We start from the raw sequence: 18,494 nt of genomic DNA on the forward strand, positions 1-18,494 counted from the left end.
CACTTGATTTAATTGTGATTGGATTGTTGTCATGCGCAAAATAAGCAAAAAGTCTGCTATCAAATGGGGTGTCATCACCTTGATTATCGTAGCATTAGGGGCTTTGGCCTATACTTTTTTAAAACCAGAAGAAACCACACCTAACTATTTAACCGCAACCGTTGAAGTCGGTGATATTGAAAACAATGTCATGGCGTCTGGTAAAGTAAAAGCGTTAAATACCGTCGATGTAGGGGCACAGGTATCTGGTGAAGTAAAACGCCTGTACGTTGAAGTCGGTGACGAAGTCAAGCAAGGCGATTTGATTGCGCAGATTGATCAAGTGACTCAGAAGAACAGCCTGAGCAATGAACAAGCCAGTCTTGAACAAAGCGAAGCTGCGCTACAAAGTGCTCAAGCAGAATCGTTAAGCAAACAAGCCAGTCTAAAAAGTGCCTATGCCGATCTTGCCAGCCGTCAGTCTGAGCTCAAACAAGCACAGTCTGATTTTGCGCGTTTGCAAGACTTAGTCGCTATCGACGCTATCTCGCAGCAAGAATATGATACGCAGGCGACCAGTGTCGAGACCGCAAAAGCAGCCGTTGCCAATGCACGTGCGGCTATCGATACAGCAAAAGCCGCGATTGCGACTACCGAAGCCAATATCAACAGTCAGCAAGCAGCATTGCGCAAATCACGAACCAACGTCAGTACTGCTGAAGAAGATTTGAGCTATACCACGATTCGCGCCCCGATATCAGGTACCGTCGTTTCCATTACGACTGAGCAAGGCACCACGGTTAACGCTAATCAAACGGCACCAACACTAGTGACGTTAGCAGACTTATCGACCGTACGTATCAATGCGCAAATCTCGGAAGCGGACGTCATTAACGTCAATGCTGGTATGCCTGCTTATTTCAACATCATCGGTAATCCAGATCAGCAGTATGATGCGACGTTGACTGCTATCGAGCCTGCCCCAGAGCAAATCAGTAGCACCAGCTCAACGGACGCTGCTATCTATTACGTCGGCTACGTAGAAGTGCCGAACCCTGACCGCTTGTTCCGCATTGATATGACCGCGCAGATTTATATTATTGTTAATGAAGCCAAAAACGCGCTATTAGTACCGTCAACAGTGATTCAAGAAAAGCGAGCTAAAGGTAAAGAAAAAGGCAAAGCAGCCACTGGCAAGTTTGTACGTGTACTAAAAGAGGACGGAACCGTAGAAGAGCGTACTGTAGAAGTCGGTATCGATAACCGAGTAAATGCGCAAATCTTAAGCGGTCTGAAAGAAGGTGAAGAAGTAATCATCAGTGAAGAAAGCGGTAAGAAATCAGGTAGCGGCCGTATCCCTGGTGGACCTCGCATGTAACTTGTTCTTTGACTATGTTGAATAAAAAAGGGCTTGTTAAACATAGCAGCCCTTTCATAACAACACTATAACGCTTATTAGCCTTTATTAAAGACACTGCTATGACTATATCTCCTAAACCGTCGACTGAAGATAGCTCTGAAAGTAGCACGGCTCAAAACTTAGGGTCACACACTTCTGCTAACCCTTCAAACAGCTCAGATAACTTAAATAACTTAGACAGCTCAGATAATTTCGATAACTTAAATAATCCGGCAAAAACCAATACCGTTAATCACCCTGCACCAGGCAAGCCTATTATGGAGTTGTCTGGCATTATCAGAGAGTTCCCTGCTGGTGAGCAAACCATTCGTGTCTTGCATGACATCAATCTAACCATCAATCAAGGTGAGATGGTTGCTATCATTGGACAATCAGGCTCTGGTAAGTCCACCTTGATGAATATCTTAGGCTGTCTAGATCAAGCCACTGCTGGCGATTATAAGATTTATGGTCAATCTGCCCGTAAGCTTGATGCCGATCAATTGGCTGAGCTGCGCCGTGAGCATTTTGGTTTTATTTTTCAGCGCTATCATTTGCTTGGTGATATTAGTGCCAAAGATAACGTGGCCGTCCCTGCCGTGTATGCAGGCATGGATACCGAGGCACGCACCAATCGTGCTGAAAAGCTACTAACTGACCTCGGCCTTGGCAATAAGGTCAACAACCGTCCCAATCAGCTCTCAGGTGGACAGCAACAGCGCGTTTCTGTTGCTCGTGCACTGATGAATGGTGGTGACGTGATCTTGGCAGATGAGCCAACGGGTGCCCTAGATAGTAAATCTGGCGAAGACGTCATGGCGATTTTGCATGACCTCAGCGCACAAGGCCATACCATTATCATGGTCACTCATGACCCAAAGCTAGCAGCGCAAGCGGAGCGTGTGATTGAGCTAAAAGACGGCTATGTCATCGCTGATTATCAAACTGAGCATTATAAGCACACCGACAAAAAACCAGAATCTATCCTTGGTGAACATCGAAAAAGCGCCTTTGGTAGCTTTATAGATCGACTGCTTGAAGCGTTTAAAATGTCTTTGCTTGCCATGCGCGCGCATAAAATGCGTACCCTACTGACTATGCTCGGCATTATCATCGGTATCGCTGCGGTTGTATCTATCGTAGGTCTTGGACAAGGCTCTCAGCAGCAAATCCTTGCCAATATTAGCTCGCTAGGTACTAATACCATCACCGTCAATGATGGCTACCCTAGAGGCGACCCTAGACGCCGCTATAACGATGACAACTTGACACCAGAAGACGCAGAGGCGGTCGGCAATCAGCCCTATATTATCAGCGTCAGCCCTCAAGTAAATGCTAACTCTAGCGTGCGCTATCGTAGTATACAAGAGGATGCTACCGTCAACGGCGTTGGCGAAGACTATCTAACCGTCACTGGTGAGACGTTGGCATTGGGCCAAGGGTTTGATGCGAAAAGCGTTACATTACGTAGTCAAGATATCATCATCGATGACAATGCTAAGCAGACCTTTTTCTCAGATATTGATAATCCTGTTGGTGAGGTAATATTGGTTGGTAGTGTGCCTGGACGCGTGATTGGCGTCCTCGAAGAGAGCGATGGTGGCTTTGGACCCAGTGTGACGACGCCTACCATCTATATGCCTTATACGACGGTGATGTCGCGTGTCACGGGTAGTACCAATATCGACCGCTTTGTAGCGTTGTTAGATGACAGTATCTCCTCCAGTGCAGCAGAGACTGCCATCTCTGACTTAATAGAGAGTCGCCATGGCAAAGATGACTTTGAGCTGCGCAATTCAGACTCTATCCGTCAAACGATCGAGTCGACGACAGGCACGATGACCCTGCTTATCTCATCGGTCGCGGTTATTTCGTTGATCGTCGGCGGTATTGGGGTGATGAATATTATGCTTGTCTCTGTTACTGAGCGCACCAATGAGATTGGTGTACGAATGGCAGTGGGCGCGCGTCAGAGCGATATTATGCAGCAGTTCCTCATTGAGGCCGTTCTGGTCTGTATCTTAGGAGGACTGATTGGTATTGGACTGGCCTTTGCCATTGGTGAGCTGATTAATAGCGTGGGCGGTGATAATTTCAAAGTTATCTATTCATCAACCTCTATTATTGCCGCTTTTGTTTGTTCGACGTTAATTGGCGTAGTATTTGGATTCTTGCCAGCACGTAATGCCGCCAAATTAGATCCTGTTGAAGCACTTTCTCGAGACTAATAATCGATTATTGACTCGCTTTAGCCAAAATAGAGCAGTCAATATCGATATAATGACGAAAATTTAAATAAACTGGAATAAATTGGCAATTTTATAAGAGAATTACACTTTTTTTATCATGTGGGGTTGTAATTGTCATAATAATATATATAATGTGCTCTCACGTTTAGGGATACAAACACTTTAAACGTTAGGGCTGTTAGCTCAGTTGGTAGAGCAGTTGACTTTTAATCAATTGGTCCCGCGTTCGAGTCGCGGACAGCCCACCATATTTAGTTTAATCTTTATTAATCATTCTGCCTTATCCGGTAGTGGACTAATAAAAGTAAGTTTAAAAGACATCGTTAAGATGTTTAGTTTTAGAAAGTTCTTTAGTTAGAATTTTCTCTTGCAGTAAAATGCAAACCTAGTTTGGATATGATGAAGTAATTCTTTATTTAATCCTCGCTCAGGGCTGTTAGCTCAGTTGGTAGAGCAGTTGACTTTTAATCAATTGGTCCCGCGTTCGAGTCGCGGACAGCCCACCATATTTAGAAAGCCCAGTTACTATCTTAGTAACTGGGCTTTTTTTCGTCTGGGCTTTTTAAATGTTGTTTTTTAGCTTTTATCTACCTCTATTTATTATACTTGCGTTTAAACAGTCGAAAGTTATCTCTCTTGCGCCATAGTAGTTTATGTCTGATCGTATCTTTGATGGTACGTGGATGCTTAGGCGCATGAGCGATAAACTCATCAAACTCCGCCTCACTCATCGCCAGCTCTCGTCCATGTGCCATCATCACCATTGACGGTTGTAATGCCCTAATTTTTTTTAGCGACTGGACATAGTCTTTAGGGTAATAGACAGGAAAAGGTGCTACGAACTTGTGTCGCAATTTAATGATTAAATCAGCGGTGTATACTTCGCGACTGGGCAGATGAAACAAAGACAAATCACGATCCGTATGACCTGGCGTCTCTAATACTTGCCATTCATCAAAGTGTGGCACAAGCTCGCCATCTTTGACAGTGATATCTGGTTTTAGGCTTGCCGAGTAATATAGGTTTTTAAATGGGCGTCCTTGACGTCTGGCCACATAGTATCCTAGATGTATATCTACGAAGTGCATCGTGTGCCCGCCAATACCGCTATACCACTGCTTTTTTTTATCTGCTGAGACAATCAGACAGCCTGTCTTTTCTCGAAACTTATGCGCACCGCCTGCATGATCAGGATGCATATGCGTGACCACCACTACTTTTAGGTCGGTGACGGGTCGTTTTAACGTTGACTTGATATAGTCGAGCACCATCGGTACATCAGCACGGCAGCAACCATCTAACAGCATTATTTTATCTGGATATACTGCCAGATAACTACTCTGGATATATCCTTCTAATCTTACAATTTCACATAGACTCATTGGTGTTCCCTACCTCATTCGTCGTTATTATTGTGAGGCTTTTGTTCAGTTTTATAGCCAACCTTTAGTATAGCGCCCGTCACGATAAATAAAACGACTTTGAGTGAACGCTTGTGACTATATACAAAGGCTAGGCGGTATACAGAGACAATGCGACTAATAACGATTAATAAAGAATGATTAGCACCTATAACATGACTTTTATCTGTGAAAATTCTCACCTTATTAATAAAAAGCAAAAACCCAGCGCTTAGGCTAGGTTTAAGGAAACACTTAATATCTTATTTGTTATCTTAGATAATTCGTAAATTACCTACTTATCAACTATGCAAGATCACGAACCTTTGGCTCACGTTCCCATAGACGAGACTTAGCATTACTAATAAAGGCATCTAACTCAGCCAATGGCGTCACAAATTCATCTTTTTCAACTGGCAGTTTACTTAGGATGAATTCATCAGTCGCACCGCAATAGGCGATGGCTTTGCAATGATTGTACGCATCATTGAACCAATCTAATGCTGAGCTGTCTTTTGCAAGCTTTTTAGCTTGGTCAGGCATGATGATACTAACGACGGCATCAAACATCACTGACGGACCACCAGCGAGGCGCTCATCAGCTTGTATGCGTGTACCATCATCCAATACGACTTCTTTGTTAGGTGCTACGATTTTGACGCTAGCACCCTGCGCTTTGGCAGCATCTTCGAACTTTTTGACTTCACTACTATTAGAACCTTCTGCGACTAAGATACCAATCATGCGACCTTTTAAGCTATCAGGCGTTAGGCCAATAGTTTGTACCGCTTTAGAGATTCCCAAGTCTTGGACAGGTGCAGCCGCGTCAGCTGGCTCTGGTAGCTCCATACCCAAGGCCGTTGCTACGCGATTGGCCAAGTCTTCATCGATATGAATCAAATGGCTAAGCATACGCGTACGCACATGGGCTGTATCTACTTTACCTAGCTCAAACGCATAAGCGGTTGCAATATGGGCTTGCTCAGTTGCTGTCTGACTACGGTAGAACATACGTGGCTGACTATAGTGATCGGCAAAGCTCTCGTCACGTACGCGGCCTTTTACACCATCATCTAGTTGCTCATGGAATGAATTGAATCCACGTTTAGTGCTTTCACGAGGACGAGTTGGATCTAGGCTTTGTGGCTCATAGAGTACACGCGTCTTTGGCACTTGCATCTGCATATGACCATCTTGCTGATTGTTAGCAAACGGACATTTTGGCGCATTAATAGGAATCTGGGCAAAGTTTGGCGAGCCTAGACGTGATAGCTGAGTGTCTAGATAACTAAACAAACGACCTTGTAATAATGGGTCATTACTGAAATCAACACCCGGTGGCAGATGCGATGGGCAGAATGCTACCTGCTCAGTCTCTGCAAAGAAATTATCTGGATAACGGTTCAATACCATCTTACCCACGACTTTTACTGGTACCAATTCTTCTGGAATCAGTTTTGTCGCATCGAGATGATCAAATGGGAATTCGTTGGCTTCTTCTTCAGTAAATAACTGCACGCCAAATTCCCATTCAGGATAGTCGCCATTATTGATTGACTCAAACAAATCACGGCGATGATAGTCAGGATCAGCACCTGAGATTTTCACTGCCTCATCCCACGTGGTTGACTGTACGCCCAATACTGGCTTCCAATGGAAACGTACAAAGGTGCTCTTACCGTCTTTATTGATTAAGCGATAGCTATGAATACCGAAGCCTTCCATCATGCGTAGGCTACGTGGCAGACCGCGATCACTCATCAGCCAAATTAGATTGTGCATGGTTTCAGGACTTAGTGAGACAAAATCCCAAAACGTATCATGAGCAGAAGCTGCTTGCGGGAAACCACGATCTGGTTCTGGTTTTACCGCATGAATCAAATCTGGAAACTTCATCGCATCTTGGATAAAGAAGATTGGCATGTTGTTACCAACAATGTCCCAGTTACCTTCTTCCGTATAAATTTTCACAGCAAAACCACGCACATCGCGTGGCGTGTCTTTTGAGCCTTTATTACCCGCTACCGTTGAGAAACGCGTAAACAATGGCGTTTGCTTACCTGTTTCGGTCAACACTTTAGCAGTCGTATACTCTTCTAGTGACTCTGTTAGCTCAAAATAACCGTGTGCTGCGCTACCACGAGCATGGACGATACGCTCAGGGATACGCTCATGGTCAAAATGATTGATTTTTTCACGTAATACAAAATCCTCTAACAGCGTCGGTCCACGTGAACCTGCTTTTAAAGAGTTTTGGTTATCAGCGATAGCCACACCTTGCTGCGTGGTCAATACTTTAGTGTCGTCGCCTGCACGCTGATGAGTTTCACCACCATTGCCACGTTCAGTATTCATATTTTTGGCGGGGTCAGTATGATCGATATTATTATTCATAAAAAATCCTAGCTAATAGATTGAGAGTGCTCTTTTAAATCATTAAAAGAGTGCCTACACAGGTTTAATATCCTTTGAGATAGTGGTGACTTCATCTGTCATTTATTTATCTGTGTCTTCAGCATTGTCGAGCGTTAAATTAATACCGCACTAAAATTCGTAAAGGAATAATAGGCTTAGGACTTATACTACCCAAAAAATAAGTCAAATATAGTTGCGTATATAGTAAACCTTGTTGATGTTTGGTTAAGGTCTATAGACGCTATAAACCAGCTGCTTTAGATGGTCTTAAAGGCGCATAAACGTTAACAATAGAATCTTGTAATGTAGTTATTCTTTAAGGTATGCTTTTTACGCAGTACTAGAGACTATTGATAAATAAATTGGCATGGTTTTAGCCTTATATTTATCTTTTTTATATCGTTGGATTCAGATAATTTCGATACAAGAAAACCGAGCGCAAGTTATACATTAGTATGGTTAGTGAAAATGACGTTGTAGCGGTTTTATATGGATTTGACAATGCGACTATTTTTTATATAACTATAAGGCTACCTACCATGTTACCAACTCTAAGCTCCCCGATTAAAAAACCTTATCACTCATTGCTAGTAGGCGCGTCAATGGGTCTAATGGCATTAACGTTCAGTCAAACAGCTGCTGCTATCACGACCAAAAACGTGACCTATACGGTCGATGATAAAGCGTACGAAGGCTATTACGCCAAGGCGGATAAGCCAAACGCACCTTTTATCTTATTGATTCATGATTGGGATGGTCTAACTGACTATGAGCGCAAACGTGCTGATATGTTAGCGGCTGAAGGCTACAACGTATTGGCAGCCGATATGTTTGGACAAGGCATTCGTCCTACTTCTATCGAAGAAAACAAACGCCTAACTGGGGAGCTATATGATGATCGTAATAAAATGCGTCGCATATTGGCAGGGGCACTGACAGCAGGACAACTACAAGGCAATGATGTGCGCGAAGGCACGACCATGGGTTATTGTTTTGGCGGTACGGTCGCGTTAGAGCTTGCCCGTTCAGGTTTTGAGCAAAAAGCCTTTGTACCCTTCCACGGTGCCTTTGATATTCCAACCGGTCAAAGCTATGACAAAACTACGGGAGAAATCCTAGTATTCCATGGCTCTGCTGACCAATCTGTCTCGCTAGAGAGCTTTGCCACTTTAGGCAAGACGTTAGAAGCAGCCAAAGTACCTCACGAGATGGTCACTTATAGCGGCGCGCCACATGCCTTTAGCGTGTTCGGTAGTGATAGATACGATGCACGTGCAGATCAGCGCTCTTGGAAACGCTACTTGGACTTTTTAGCAGAAGAATATAAATAGTCTAACGGTATCAAAATCATATCAGCAACAATATAAACAAGCCCAAATAAAGAGACACCTCAATTAAGATCTGAAAACCATCCATTAAGGTGTCTTTTTTATTATAAAATTTTTGCTAACGCTTTAAAACTTAGCGCTTATAAAATACCAATAGTTGATTATTAGCAGGCATCGCATACGTTTTAGAAAGTTGTAGATAATGAGCGTTTGCTAGACTGACGATGTCTTCTTTATGGCGAATACCGCTGTCAGAATTACCTGCTCTCAACATCGCATCAAATCGCTGATTCCCCTCACTGGTATATTTACCATTTTCGTTAAATGGGCCATAGACAATCAACTTACCATCCACAGGTAGCGCATCACCAGCCAATGTAAATAATCGCTCAACCAAAGCCCAGCTAATAATATGCAAGGTATTGGCGGTAAATATCACATCATAAGGTTTGTCTATATCACTGCTATTTGAATAACCACTATCTAAATGACTACTAACAGGTACTGAGTCATGCGCCAAATCAAACGCTAATGGCAAATATAGGTTAGGTGCAGGATAAGCACTGTGCCAAGTAATGATATGGCGATGATTACCAGTGACATCACTAGTTTGCCATTTTAAATGTGACAAATGAGGCGCAAAGTAGACACTATGCTGACCTGTCCCAGAGCCAATCTCTAATACATGATTACAGCCTTGTAGCTCCGTTTGAAGTACTTCTAGAATAGGCTGTTTATTATTTTCACACGCTTGAGAAAACGGCAATGCAGAAATATCTACTTTATTATTTGGATTATCACTATCCAGATTATCGTTATGCATCACTATTCTCCCAGACCGTCCATTGTGCTCTCAGCATTGATAGCAGTAGATGAACAAGCACTGTTTAAGACTGACCTAATCGCCGCCAAACAACTGACTACTAGTAAATACCTGCCTCTACCCCAGCAGCCAACGTCATAGCAAGCTCTTCTACTTGCTCAGCAAAGCTGTCTTGCCAATCGCCTTGTAATATCAGCGCCTCTTGAATCCATGACCAACGTAGCCCCGTTGTAATCGTTTTGAGCGCAAGCTTGGTACCTGTGCCATCATGCCCCGCGCGTATATATACCGCAAATGGCATGCCTTGCTTCTCTTCTAATACAGGATAGTAGCAACGATCAAAAAAGTCCTTGGTCAGCCCTGCCATATACGCTAGATTTTCGGTCGTACCTAGCAGTAACGCATCAGCAGCCAATACATCCTCAGGCTGCGTATCCTGCGGTGATTTCAAAATGACGTTGATATCTATATCAGGATGATTGGCACCGTCGAAAGCTGCCTGCGCCAATTTCTGAGTATTGGGCGATGGCGCATGAGCGACAATGAGTAAAGTCTTAGTAGCCATATTAGGCTTCTGTGCCATTGTTAAATACTAGGTTTTGAGTAATAGCAGGATCCAAGCTATTGCCTACTGGACAGGTTAATGCGGTTTTATAAAATCGCTTTAAGGTACTCTCGTCCAATGCTTTTGAAAAATTGACTACGACATGTATTTCACTTACCCGCCTTGGTTTGGCGGCCATGACTTTGGTAACCTCTGCGGTTGTACCTGAGATATCGATATCCATCGCTTCGGCTTTGATACCAATAATCGTTAAGATACAACTGCCCAAGCTGGTGGCTAGCAAATCAGTCGGAGAAAACGCTTCGCCCTTACCATGATTGTCCGTCGGCGCGTCGGTAATGATTTGGTTATTCGACTGCAAATGGATAGCTTGGGTGCGTAAATTGCCTTGGTAGGTTACTTTTGAGGTGGTCATAATCTTGCCTTAGTTTATTAAACTAGCTGCCTGAGCAATAAAGATGCTGTGATAGTTATTTGATAGATGCTAAGATAGCGAGCATTTGTGCAAACATTAGTTCTGTAAAGGAAATTGTAATATGTATGTGTATGAGCTCTCAGAATACCAAGTTTATCAATTAAAATCGATAGACCCAGCATTAGGTGGTAACTGGAAAACCATTCTTATCAGTATTTTGCCGCAGCTCGATATACCCAGTCGTAAAAGTGTGTACGAAAAAATATTATCAAAAAGGAACATTAGCCCAAATTTTACTTATATCATTCCAGATGATTTGAGAAGTTTGTTATCTAAAACAGCAATTCGTCATCGAGAGCTAAAAGCAATTGCTATACAGATGTTGAAATTTATTGAGTCTAAGCCGGATTCATATGATGCTATTGAACTTGCTGATAAAGTAGAGGCGATGATCGATTATCTTAACCGTATTGATATAGGTGATCATATTTTAGACCAAAAAAGTCGTGAAAGTATAAAAAAAGCATTTTTGTACGATTTAGCATTTTGGATCGATAATGTAAATCTTATAGTACAACCTGGTATAAGGCACTTAAATACTGATATCGTAAAAACATACTTTAAAGAAGTATTTATTAAGCAAAAGATTCAGGGGCGAGACTTTCGCGCATGGGATTCTACTGATATAGACTTTCAGGAACAAGACAACTTACCCGATATTATAAAAAGAGAGGCAAAGCGTAAAAAGTTCTTTGTCATTGAAAGTGAGCGTTACTGGTTTTTAATAGGTATTGCCGACAAATCAAGACAAAATCCTTATTCTATTAAACGTTTTTTGCATGAAGATGGCGGTAGTAATGATCTATTTGTATATCTGACACACGTTGTCATTAGAAAAGAGCTTATAGATGAAGAACGTTATATACGACACGTTAAATACTGTACAAGTCGACTATATACTTTGGATGCTGGTGTATCGGACACAATTATCAAATTTATAGCAGAAGCACAACATCTTTGTAAGACACAAATTATACCTCTACTCAAAAAAGAATTGAAAAAAGATGGCGAAGAGACAGAATATCATATCAGTAAGCGTATGAATGACTATGAGCACCAAATCACAATTTCGATTTTGAATAAACTACCTAATATAATTAATAACGCAGTCACTGATAGTGATGATCGATACTATTTATTTTATTATTTGACTAAAATTTTTAATAAACTTATAGATAATCTCCAAAACTTTCAATTACGACCTATCGCTACATATTCTTCTAATGTAGAAGTTATGATTGCCAGGCTAATTAGCTTCAAATATTTTCTAGATACGATTTATGATTCGTTAGAGGATAAAAACTTTGAGATTAAAAATTTCACTAATGCTTCTAAAGAAATAATTGCAATTATCAAGGAAGCTTTCGATAGTACTGAACGGAACCTGATACAGTTGAATCAATTAGAAAAAAAATTGAAATTTTATCTTGAAACTAAAGAAAATGGTAGTATTTGGCAACAAATAAAGGTCGGTTTCCCACCAAATTATACTTTAGAAGATGTGGAACATTCAAAGAATGAAGCGAAAAATGAGTTTTTTCTATCCATCATAAATTTAGCTAAAAAACATAATGATAATATTGTTTACGTAGAATTTGACTGCAATGAAGTCTTAAATGAATACTATCGTCACTATGCCATTGCTAATGAAAAGATGGCAATAGCACGACTACCAAAGGTACTACGATTACCTGAAGATAAGAAAACATTTAATATTCAAAAGACTAATGAAGCAATTCATCACAACGTATTTATATTCGACAAGAAATATGTATCATGATCTGTTCTTTTTTAGACAAATTTTTCGTATAAGAGTTTTATTTGACTATCATAGGGAAAGTTCATGAACTCAATTACTAGTAGCTTTCCCACACCAATCTACAGACGAAGAAAAGCCCCTTTTGCGTTAGCCAAAGGGGTTAGATATGAGTCTATTATTTCAATTTTTGACAAACAATATTGTTTTCATTTCTTTAGAAAATACCGTAGTAAGTAAACCCTTAACAAAATAGAGGGTTCAAATTCGTGGCAGAAAAAATGTCTATTTATCTAAATCACACTGAAATATATATCCGATAACCTAACAGCAGAATGAGTAAGCCCTAAAATAACGAAAAGCATAAATAGTATGAGTCGCTATTAAGTGCCACATAACAGTGAAGGTCCAGTCCAATAGTCACTAGCAGAAATTTTTTATCGAAAAATATAACTGCACAGCGTAAATAGTTAAATAAAATCAGTAAAAAAGGAAAATCTATTCCAACCAAAACCTTTTGACCTACCCTTTACACTGCTCGAACGCTCCAGCCTATCTACAGATTATGCTATTCTATATTGGATATATATAAGCATTTATTTAGTTTCAGCAAATTTTTTAGTTATTGCTAATTAAATTATAAATCCAGACACAAATACTTTAAATAGGCGTCCCATATGTTTATAAAAAAACATTTTTTTCATTTATCTATTTTTACCATGATATTCATGTTTTGCAGTAATGCACAAGCTGAAACTCATCAAAATAAAATCCAAGTAAAGGTATTTATCGCAGCGATGTTTGAAATTGGTGAAAATAGCGGAGATAAAGCAGGCGAATTTCAGCATTGGTATAATCAATATTTTACAGATAGTAAGCCTATAAAAGTAGAAGGTGCCCATAGCCCAGTTTATTGTAACTCCGAAGGTGTCTGTGGTTCGGTATTAGGGATGGGTAAAGTAGGGTCTTCAGCATCCATGCAAGCAATCACACTTTCTCCTAAATTTGACTTTAGCAAAAGCTACTTCGTTCTAAGCGGTGTCGCAGGAACACCACCGAGTAAAGGCACGATAGGTGATGTCAGCTGGGCGTCTTGGCTCGTAGATTACGACTTAGGTCACCGCTGGAAAGCCGAAGAAGGTGAAAAAGGTGCACCTACGTTTACACCCCGCAAAGGCTATGAAGATATTCGCCGCTATCAACTTAACTCTGAACTGCTAAAATGGAACCTACATCTAAGCCAGTCAGTTGCTTTAAAAGATTCAAAAGAAGCCAGAGCCTATCGAATGAAATATCCTGATGCAGCAGCACGACGGAGCCCAGCTATAACCGTAGGCACCCATATGACAGGAGATACCTTTTTTCATGGTCCAGGATTGTCAAAACAAGCTCAATATATAGCTGAACTATATAATGCAGATGATTACATTATCACTGAAATGGAAGCCACTGCAATAGCACAAGTACTAAACAGAACGGTAGGTATTGAACGCATAATGAGCTTACGTGGTGCAGTGAATTTTGACCAAGGTAATCCAAATGAGACTACGCTTCGACATCTAGATCCAGCTCCAGGGGAAACAGCTGGTGGCTTTGCAGAAACAGTAGAAAATATCGTGCTAGTAGGATCAAAAACTGTCGATCACATCGTTGATAACTGGGATGTCTGGGAAAAAGGTGTGCCAAAATTCAAAGAGGAATAAAAAACTTCAAAGTAAATTTTAAGTAGTACAACAAACAGTTAATAGATAACAATCAGTAATTAGTTTCTAGAGTGGGTTTACGCTCATTCTGGGAACTGCTATGGCTGAAAGCTCTACTACAAATATAGCTCTTTCATTTCAGCTTCATCAAAAAATGATTAAGCGCTCGATCCACTTAAACTCGTTAGATAGTATATGATTAAGTAAGCTATAAGATTCTTCATTGATATAGACCTTCATTCAATCTTTAGCGAGTTTTCTCACTCCATTTGAGTTACTCAAAAGATGTCAGTGCCACTCAGCTAAACAATCAAGATAACGCATTATTCGCAGTAAAGGGTACTTGTCCCAATATCAATGCCAAATACCTCACGACTCTCTCCTTTATAATACTAAAAGGTAGAAGCGGATATTGTGATGTTGTTTATCGCCGCTTATAAACTCTACTGGCTAGGTATTATCTAATACATTTGGTTAGATTAAACGGCATAGTCTTGCCTAATGATAGATATTCCTTTCGTCTTAGGGCACGTGTTGAGCTTTAAAATAGTACATACGCAATAAAAACATATGTGATTCTATAAGTAGTAAGGTTCGCATATACGTTATAGGATTGACAAAATAATTTCTAATATTAGACGAAGAAAAGCCCCCTTTGCGTTAGCAAAGGGGGCTTTATCTAGAATAGAGAGCTGACGATGACCTACTCTCACATGGGCGAACCACACTACCATTGGCGCTACGATGTTTCACTTCTGAGTTCGGGAAGGGATCAGGTGGGGCCATCGCGCTATTGTCGTCAGCAAAGGGGGTTAGATATGAGTCTGTTATTGTTTTTATTGACATCAAGTTTGAGCTTGTTGTCGATCAACTTGTAACCTAACTGAATCAAGGTTAAAGGTGATATCGAAATGTTCTTTCTTTATTCTATAGCCTGAGCTATACAAGATAGATTAATTAGACTTGTATACAAACCACTTGGGTGTTGTATGGTCAAGCCAAACGAGCAATTAGTACAGGTTAGCTACACGCATCGCTGCGCTTCCACACCCTGCCTATCAACGTCCTAGTCTTGAACGGCTCTTTAGGGAAATCTAATCTTGAGGTGGGCTTCCCGCTTAGATGCTTTCAGCGGTTATCCCATCCGAACGTAGCTACCGGGCAATGCCACTGGCGTGACAACCCGAACACCAGAGGTTCGTCCACTCTGGTCCTCTCGTACTAGGAGCAGATCCTCTCAAATTTCCAACGCCCACGGTAGATAGGGACCGAACTGTCTCACGACGTTCTAAACCCAGCTCGCGTACCTCTTTAAATGGCGAACAGCCATACCCTTAGGACCTGCTTCAGCCCTAGGATGAGATGAGCCGACATCGAGGTGCCAAACACCGCCGTCGATATGAACTCTTGGGCGGTATCAGCCTGTTATCCCCAGAGTACCTTTTATCCGTTGAGCGATGGCCCTTCCATACAGAACCACCGGATCACTAAGACCTACTTTCGTACCTGCTCGACTTGTGGGTCTCGCAGTTAAGCGCGCTTTTGCCTTTATACTCTACGACCGATTTCCGACCGGTCTGAGCGCACCTTCGTACTCCTCCGTTACTCTTTAGGAGGAGACCGCCCCAGTCAAACTACCCACCATACATTGTCCTCGGTATTGTTATACCTGAGTTAGAGCCCCAACATGACCAGGGTGGTATTTCAAGATTGGCTCCACCGAGACTAGCGTCTCGGCTTCAAAGCCTCCCACCTATCCTGCACAAGTCAGGTCAAAGTTCAATGTAAAGCTGTAGTAAAGGTTCACGGGGTCTTTCCGTCTAGCCGCGGGTACACAGCATCTTCACTGCGATTTCGATTTCACTGAGTCTCTGCTGGAGACAGCGCTGCCATCATTATGTCATTCGTGCAGGTCGGAACTTACCCGACAAGGAATTTCGCTACCTTAGGACCGTTATAGTTACGGCCGCCGTTTACTGGGGCTTCGATCAAGAGCTTCGCTTACGCTAACCCCATCAATTAACCTTCCAGCACCGGGCAGACATCACACCCTATACGTCCACTTTCGTGTTTGCAGAGTGCTGTGTTTTTAATAAACAGTTGCAGCAGCCTGGTATCTGCGACTGCCAACAGCTCAAGGAGCAAGTCCTATCACCATCAACAGCGTACCTTCTCCCGAAGTTACGGTACCATTTTGCCTAGTTCCTTCAGCAGAGTTCTCTCAAGCGCCTTGGTATTCTCTACCTGATCACCTGTGTCGGTTTAGGGTACGATTCGTTTATAACTATTGCTTAGAAGCTTTTCCTGGAAGCATGGTATTTGCCACTTCGCTGTACAAGTACAGCTTGCTATCAGATCTCGGTATAGAATAGCCCGGATTTACCTAAGCTATAAACCTACATCCTTTCACCTGGACAACCAACGCCAGGCTGACATAACCTTCTCCGTCCCTCCATCGCATTATAAACAAGTATCGGAATATTAACCGATTTCCCATCGACTACGCCTTTCGGCCTCGCCTTAGGGGTCGACTCACCCAGCCCCGATTAACGTTGGACTGGAACCCTTGATCTTCCGGCGTGCGAGCTTTTCACTCGCATTATCGTTACTCACGTCAGCATTCGCTCTTGTGATACCTCCAGCATGCTTTACAACACACCTTCACAGGCTTACACAACGCTCCCCTACCACTTGAAAACAAATTCAAATCCGCAGCTTCGGCTCCTAGTTTGAGCCCCGTTACATCTTCCGCGCGGGCCGACTCGACTAGTGAGCTATTACGCTTTCTTTAAAGGATGGCTGCTTCTAAGCCAACCTCCTAGCTGTCTATGCCTTCCCACCTCGTTTCCCACTTAACTAGGAATTTGGGGCCTTAGCTGGCGGTCTGGGTTGTTTCCCTCTCCACGATGGACGTTAGCACCCACCGTGTGTCTCCCGGATATCACTCATCGGTATTCGGAGTTTGCATCGGTTTGGTAAGTCGGTATGACCCCCTAGCCGAAACAGTGCTCTACCCCCAATGGTGTTCGTCCGAGGCGCTACCTAAATAGCTTTCGGGGAGAACCAGCTATCACCGAGTTTGATTAGCCTTTCACCCCTATCCACAAGTCATCCCCTGGCTTTTCAACGACAGTGGGTTCGGTCCTCCGGTGCCTGTTACGGCACTTTCAACCTGCTCATGGATAGATCACTCGGTTTCGGGTCTATACCCTGCAACTAAACGCCCTATTAAGACTCGGTTTCCCTACGGCTCCCCTAAACGGTTAACCTTGCTACAGAATATAAGTCGCTGACCCATTATACAAAAGGTACGCGGTCACCCAACAAGTGGGCTCCCACTGCTTGTACGCACACGGTTTCAGGTTCTATTTCACTCCCCTCACAGGGGTTCTTTTCGCCTTTCCCTCACGGTACTGGTTCACTATCGGTCAGTCAGGAGTATTTAGCCTTGGAGGATGGTCCCCCCATCTTCAAACAGGATTTCTCGTGCCCCGCTCTACTTAATATGTTAACTCTAATGTTTCGAATACAGGACTATCACCTACTACGGTCAGCTTTCCCACGCTGTTCTTCTACATTAGAATTAATCGGCTTCTCCCCGTTCGCTCGCCGCTACTAGGGGAATCTCAATTGATGTCTATTCCTAAGGGTACTGAGATGTTTCACTTCCCCTCGTTCGCTTCCTAATAAATTAGGATACCTACCTTATGGTAAGTGGGTTTCCCCATTCAGAAATCTCCGGATCACAGGATATTGCCGCCTCCCCGAAGCTTATCGCAGGCTGTCACGTCTTTCATCGCCTCTGACTGCCAAGGCATCCACCATGTGCGCTTCATTACTTGACCATACAACCCCAAGTAGTCTTTCGACTTCTAAGTGTCATACAATCTAATTATGATAACGATATCACCTATGTTTATACGCTTGATTCAGTTCTCTTTACTTTTTTTAATAACTCACCCCTGGGATAACAACTGATGTCGTTAAGAGGTGAGTTATTAAGGTTAAGAAGTGCGCGTGAACACGCTCTTCTTAACCCAGACTCATATCTATGTTTTTAAATAGTCTCTATGCTCTCGTCGAGTCACAGATTCTGTATAAAACAGAAAGAAGTAATCATTAACAATCACTTGTTTCTATTTAATACCTATTTATTTATTGGCATCTAAAGCTTACTTAACCGTCTTAGTAGTGGTGGAGCCAAACGGAGTCGAACCGTTGACCTCCTGCGTGCAAGGCAGGCGCTCTACCAACTGAGCTATGGCCCCATTGTAAAATGGTGGGTCTAGGTGGACTTGAACCACCGACCCCCGCGTTATCAACACGGTGCTCTAACCAGCTGAGCTACAGACCCTAATACGTTTGTTAAAAACGTAAGCTTAAACTAAAGAACAACTTGTTG

General features: G+C 42.4%; 10 protein-coding genes, 4 tRNA genes and 2 rRNA genes. 7 read left to right on the forward strand and 9 right to left on the reverse strand.

What is annotated here, in order from left to right; all coding sequences use genetic code 11:
- Positions 1-31: 31 nt before the first annotated feature.
- The 4 genes from ACTXGF_RS24050 to ACTXGF_RS24065 all read left to right on the forward strand — a co-directional run bounded on the left by ACTXGF_RS24050 (position 32) and on the right by ACTXGF_RS24065 (position 4,133).
- Entirely contained in the window at positions 32-1,357 is a 1,326-nt protein-coding gene (locus ACTXGF_RS24050) for an efflux RND transporter periplasmic adaptor subunit (protein ID WP_443532314.1), read from the forward strand.
- A 299-nt stretch (positions 1,358-1,656) separates the two neighbouring features.
- Positions 1,657-3,606, forward strand: coding sequence for a MacB family efflux pump subunit (locus ACTXGF_RS24055; protein WP_198327634.1), 1,950 nt, complete (start codon positions 1,657-1,659; stop codon positions 3,604-3,606).
- Positions 3,607-3,799: 193 nt separating this feature from the next.
- Positions 3,800-3,875, forward strand: a tRNA-Lys gene (locus ACTXGF_RS24060).
- A 182-nt stretch (positions 3,876-4,057) separates the two neighbouring features.
- Positions 4,058-4,133: transfer RNA gene (locus tag ACTXGF_RS24065), tRNA-Lys, on the forward strand.
- A gap of 87 nt (positions 4,134-4,220) precedes the next feature.
- Here the strand turns inward: ACTXGF_RS24065 and ACTXGF_RS24070 are convergent.
- Both ACTXGF_RS24070 and ACTXGF_RS24075 read right to left on the reverse strand, forming a co-directional pair.
- A complete protein-coding gene (locus tag ACTXGF_RS24070) occupies positions 4,221-5,009 on the reverse strand; it encodes an MBL fold metallo-hydrolase (RefSeq protein ID WP_443532312.1) in 789 nt (262 codons plus the stop codon).
- A 324-nt stretch (positions 5,010-5,333) separates the two neighbouring features.
- Complete coding sequence (locus tag ACTXGF_RS24075; RefSeq protein WP_443532310.1) at positions 5,334-7,421, reverse strand: catalase; 2,088 nt, start codon at positions 7,419-7,421, stop codon at positions 5,334-5,336.
- Positions 7,422-7,981: 560 nt separating this feature from the next.
- Between ACTXGF_RS24075 and ACTXGF_RS24080 the strand changes: the two genes are divergently transcribed.
- Complete coding sequence (locus tag ACTXGF_RS24080; protein WP_443532308.1) at positions 7,982-8,773, forward strand: dienelactone hydrolase family protein; 792 nt, start codon at positions 7,982-7,984, stop codon at positions 8,771-8,773.
- 130 nt (positions 8,774-8,903) lie between these two features.
- On the opposite strand, the gene ACTXGF_RS24085 is transcribed toward ACTXGF_RS24080, so the two are convergent.
- The 3 genes from ACTXGF_RS24085 to ACTXGF_RS24095 form a co-directional block, all read right to left on the reverse strand.
- Positions 8,904-9,593, reverse strand: coding sequence for a DUF938 domain-containing protein (locus tag ACTXGF_RS24085; RefSeq protein WP_443532307.1), 690 nt, complete (start codon positions 9,591-9,593; stop codon positions 8,904-8,906).
- Positions 9,594-9,693: 100 nt separating this feature from the next.
- Positions 9,694-10,158, reverse strand: coding sequence for a flavodoxin family protein (locus ACTXGF_RS24090; protein WP_443532931.1), 465 nt, complete (start codon positions 10,156-10,158; stop codon positions 9,694-9,696).
- A gap of 1 nt (position 10,159) precedes the next feature.
- A complete protein-coding gene (locus tag ACTXGF_RS24095) occupies positions 10,160-10,573 on the reverse strand; it encodes an OsmC family protein (RefSeq protein WP_057758892.1) in 414 nt (137 codons plus the stop codon).
- 121 nt (positions 10,574-10,694) lie between these two features.
- Here ACTXGF_RS24095 and ACTXGF_RS24100 point away from each other — a divergent pair, with 121 nt between their 5' ends.
- A complete protein-coding gene (locus ACTXGF_RS24100) occupies positions 10,695-12,413 on the forward strand; it encodes a hypothetical protein (protein ID WP_443532304.1) in 1,719 nt (572 codons plus the stop codon).
- A 704-nt stretch (positions 12,414-13,117) separates the two neighbouring features.
- A complete protein-coding gene (locus ACTXGF_RS24105) occupies positions 13,118-14,092 on the forward strand; it encodes a purine-nucleoside phosphorylase (RefSeq protein ID WP_443532303.1) in 975 nt (324 codons plus the stop codon).
- Between the two features lie 690 nt (positions 14,093-14,782).
- Here the strand turns inward: ACTXGF_RS24105 and rrf are convergent.
- The 4 genes from rrf to ACTXGF_RS24125 form a co-directional block, all read right to left on the reverse strand.
- Positions 14,783-14,896 (reverse strand): 5S ribosomal RNA (rrf, locus tag ACTXGF_RS24110).
- 185 nt (positions 14,897-15,081) lie between these two features.
- Positions 15,082-17,937, reverse strand: a 23S ribosomal RNA gene (locus ACTXGF_RS24115).
- Between the two features lie 347 nt (positions 17,938-18,284).
- A tRNA-Ala gene (locus tag ACTXGF_RS24120) sits at positions 18,285-18,360 on the reverse strand.
- A 9-nt stretch (positions 18,361-18,369) separates the two neighbouring features.
- Positions 18,370-18,446 (reverse strand) — tRNA-Ile (locus tag ACTXGF_RS24125).
- Between the last annotated feature and the right edge of the window lie 48 nt (positions 18,447-18,494).

Origin of the sequence: Psychrobacter sp. 1Y6, from assembly GCF_052258385.2 — a bacterium.
Lineage (GTDB): Bacteria > Pseudomonadota > Gammaproteobacteria > Pseudomonadales > Moraxellaceae > Psychrobacter.

Coding starts and splice junctions, on each gene's coding strand:
- ACTXGF_RS24050 (WP_443532314.1), top strand. CDS start 32: ATGCGCAAAATAAGCAAAAAGTCTGCTATCAAATGGGGTGTCATCACC.
- ACTXGF_RS24055 (WP_198327634.1), top strand. CDS start 1,657: ATGGAGTTGTCTGGCATTATCAGAGAGTTCCCTGCTGGTGAGCAAACC.
- ACTXGF_RS24070 (WP_443532312.1), bottom strand. CDS start 5,009: ATGAGTCTATGTGAAATTGTAAGATTAGAAGGATATATCCAGAGTAGT.
- ACTXGF_RS24075 (WP_443532310.1), bottom strand. CDS start 7,421: ATGAATAATAATATCGATCATACTGACCCCGCCAAAAATATGAATACT.
- ACTXGF_RS24080 (WP_443532308.1), top strand. CDS start 7,982: ATGTTACCAACTCTAAGCTCCCCGATTAAAAAACCTTATCACTCATTG.
- ACTXGF_RS24085 (WP_443532307.1), bottom strand. CDS start 9,593: ATGCATAACGATAATCTGGATAGTGATAATCCAAATAATAAAGTAGAT.
- ACTXGF_RS24090 (WP_443532931.1), bottom strand. CDS start 10,158: ATGGCTACTAAGACTTTACTCATTGTCGCTCATGCGCCATCGCCCAAT.
- ACTXGF_RS24095 (WP_057758892.1), bottom strand. CDS start 10,573: ATGACCACCTCAAAAGTAACCTACCAAGGCAATTTACGCACCCAAGCT.
- ACTXGF_RS24100 (WP_443532304.1), top strand. CDS start 10,695: ATGTATGTGTATGAGCTCTCAGAATACCAAGTTTATCAATTAAAATCG.
- ACTXGF_RS24105 (WP_443532303.1), top strand. CDS start 13,118: ATGTTTTGCAGTAATGCACAAGCTGAAACTCATCAAAATAAAATCCAA.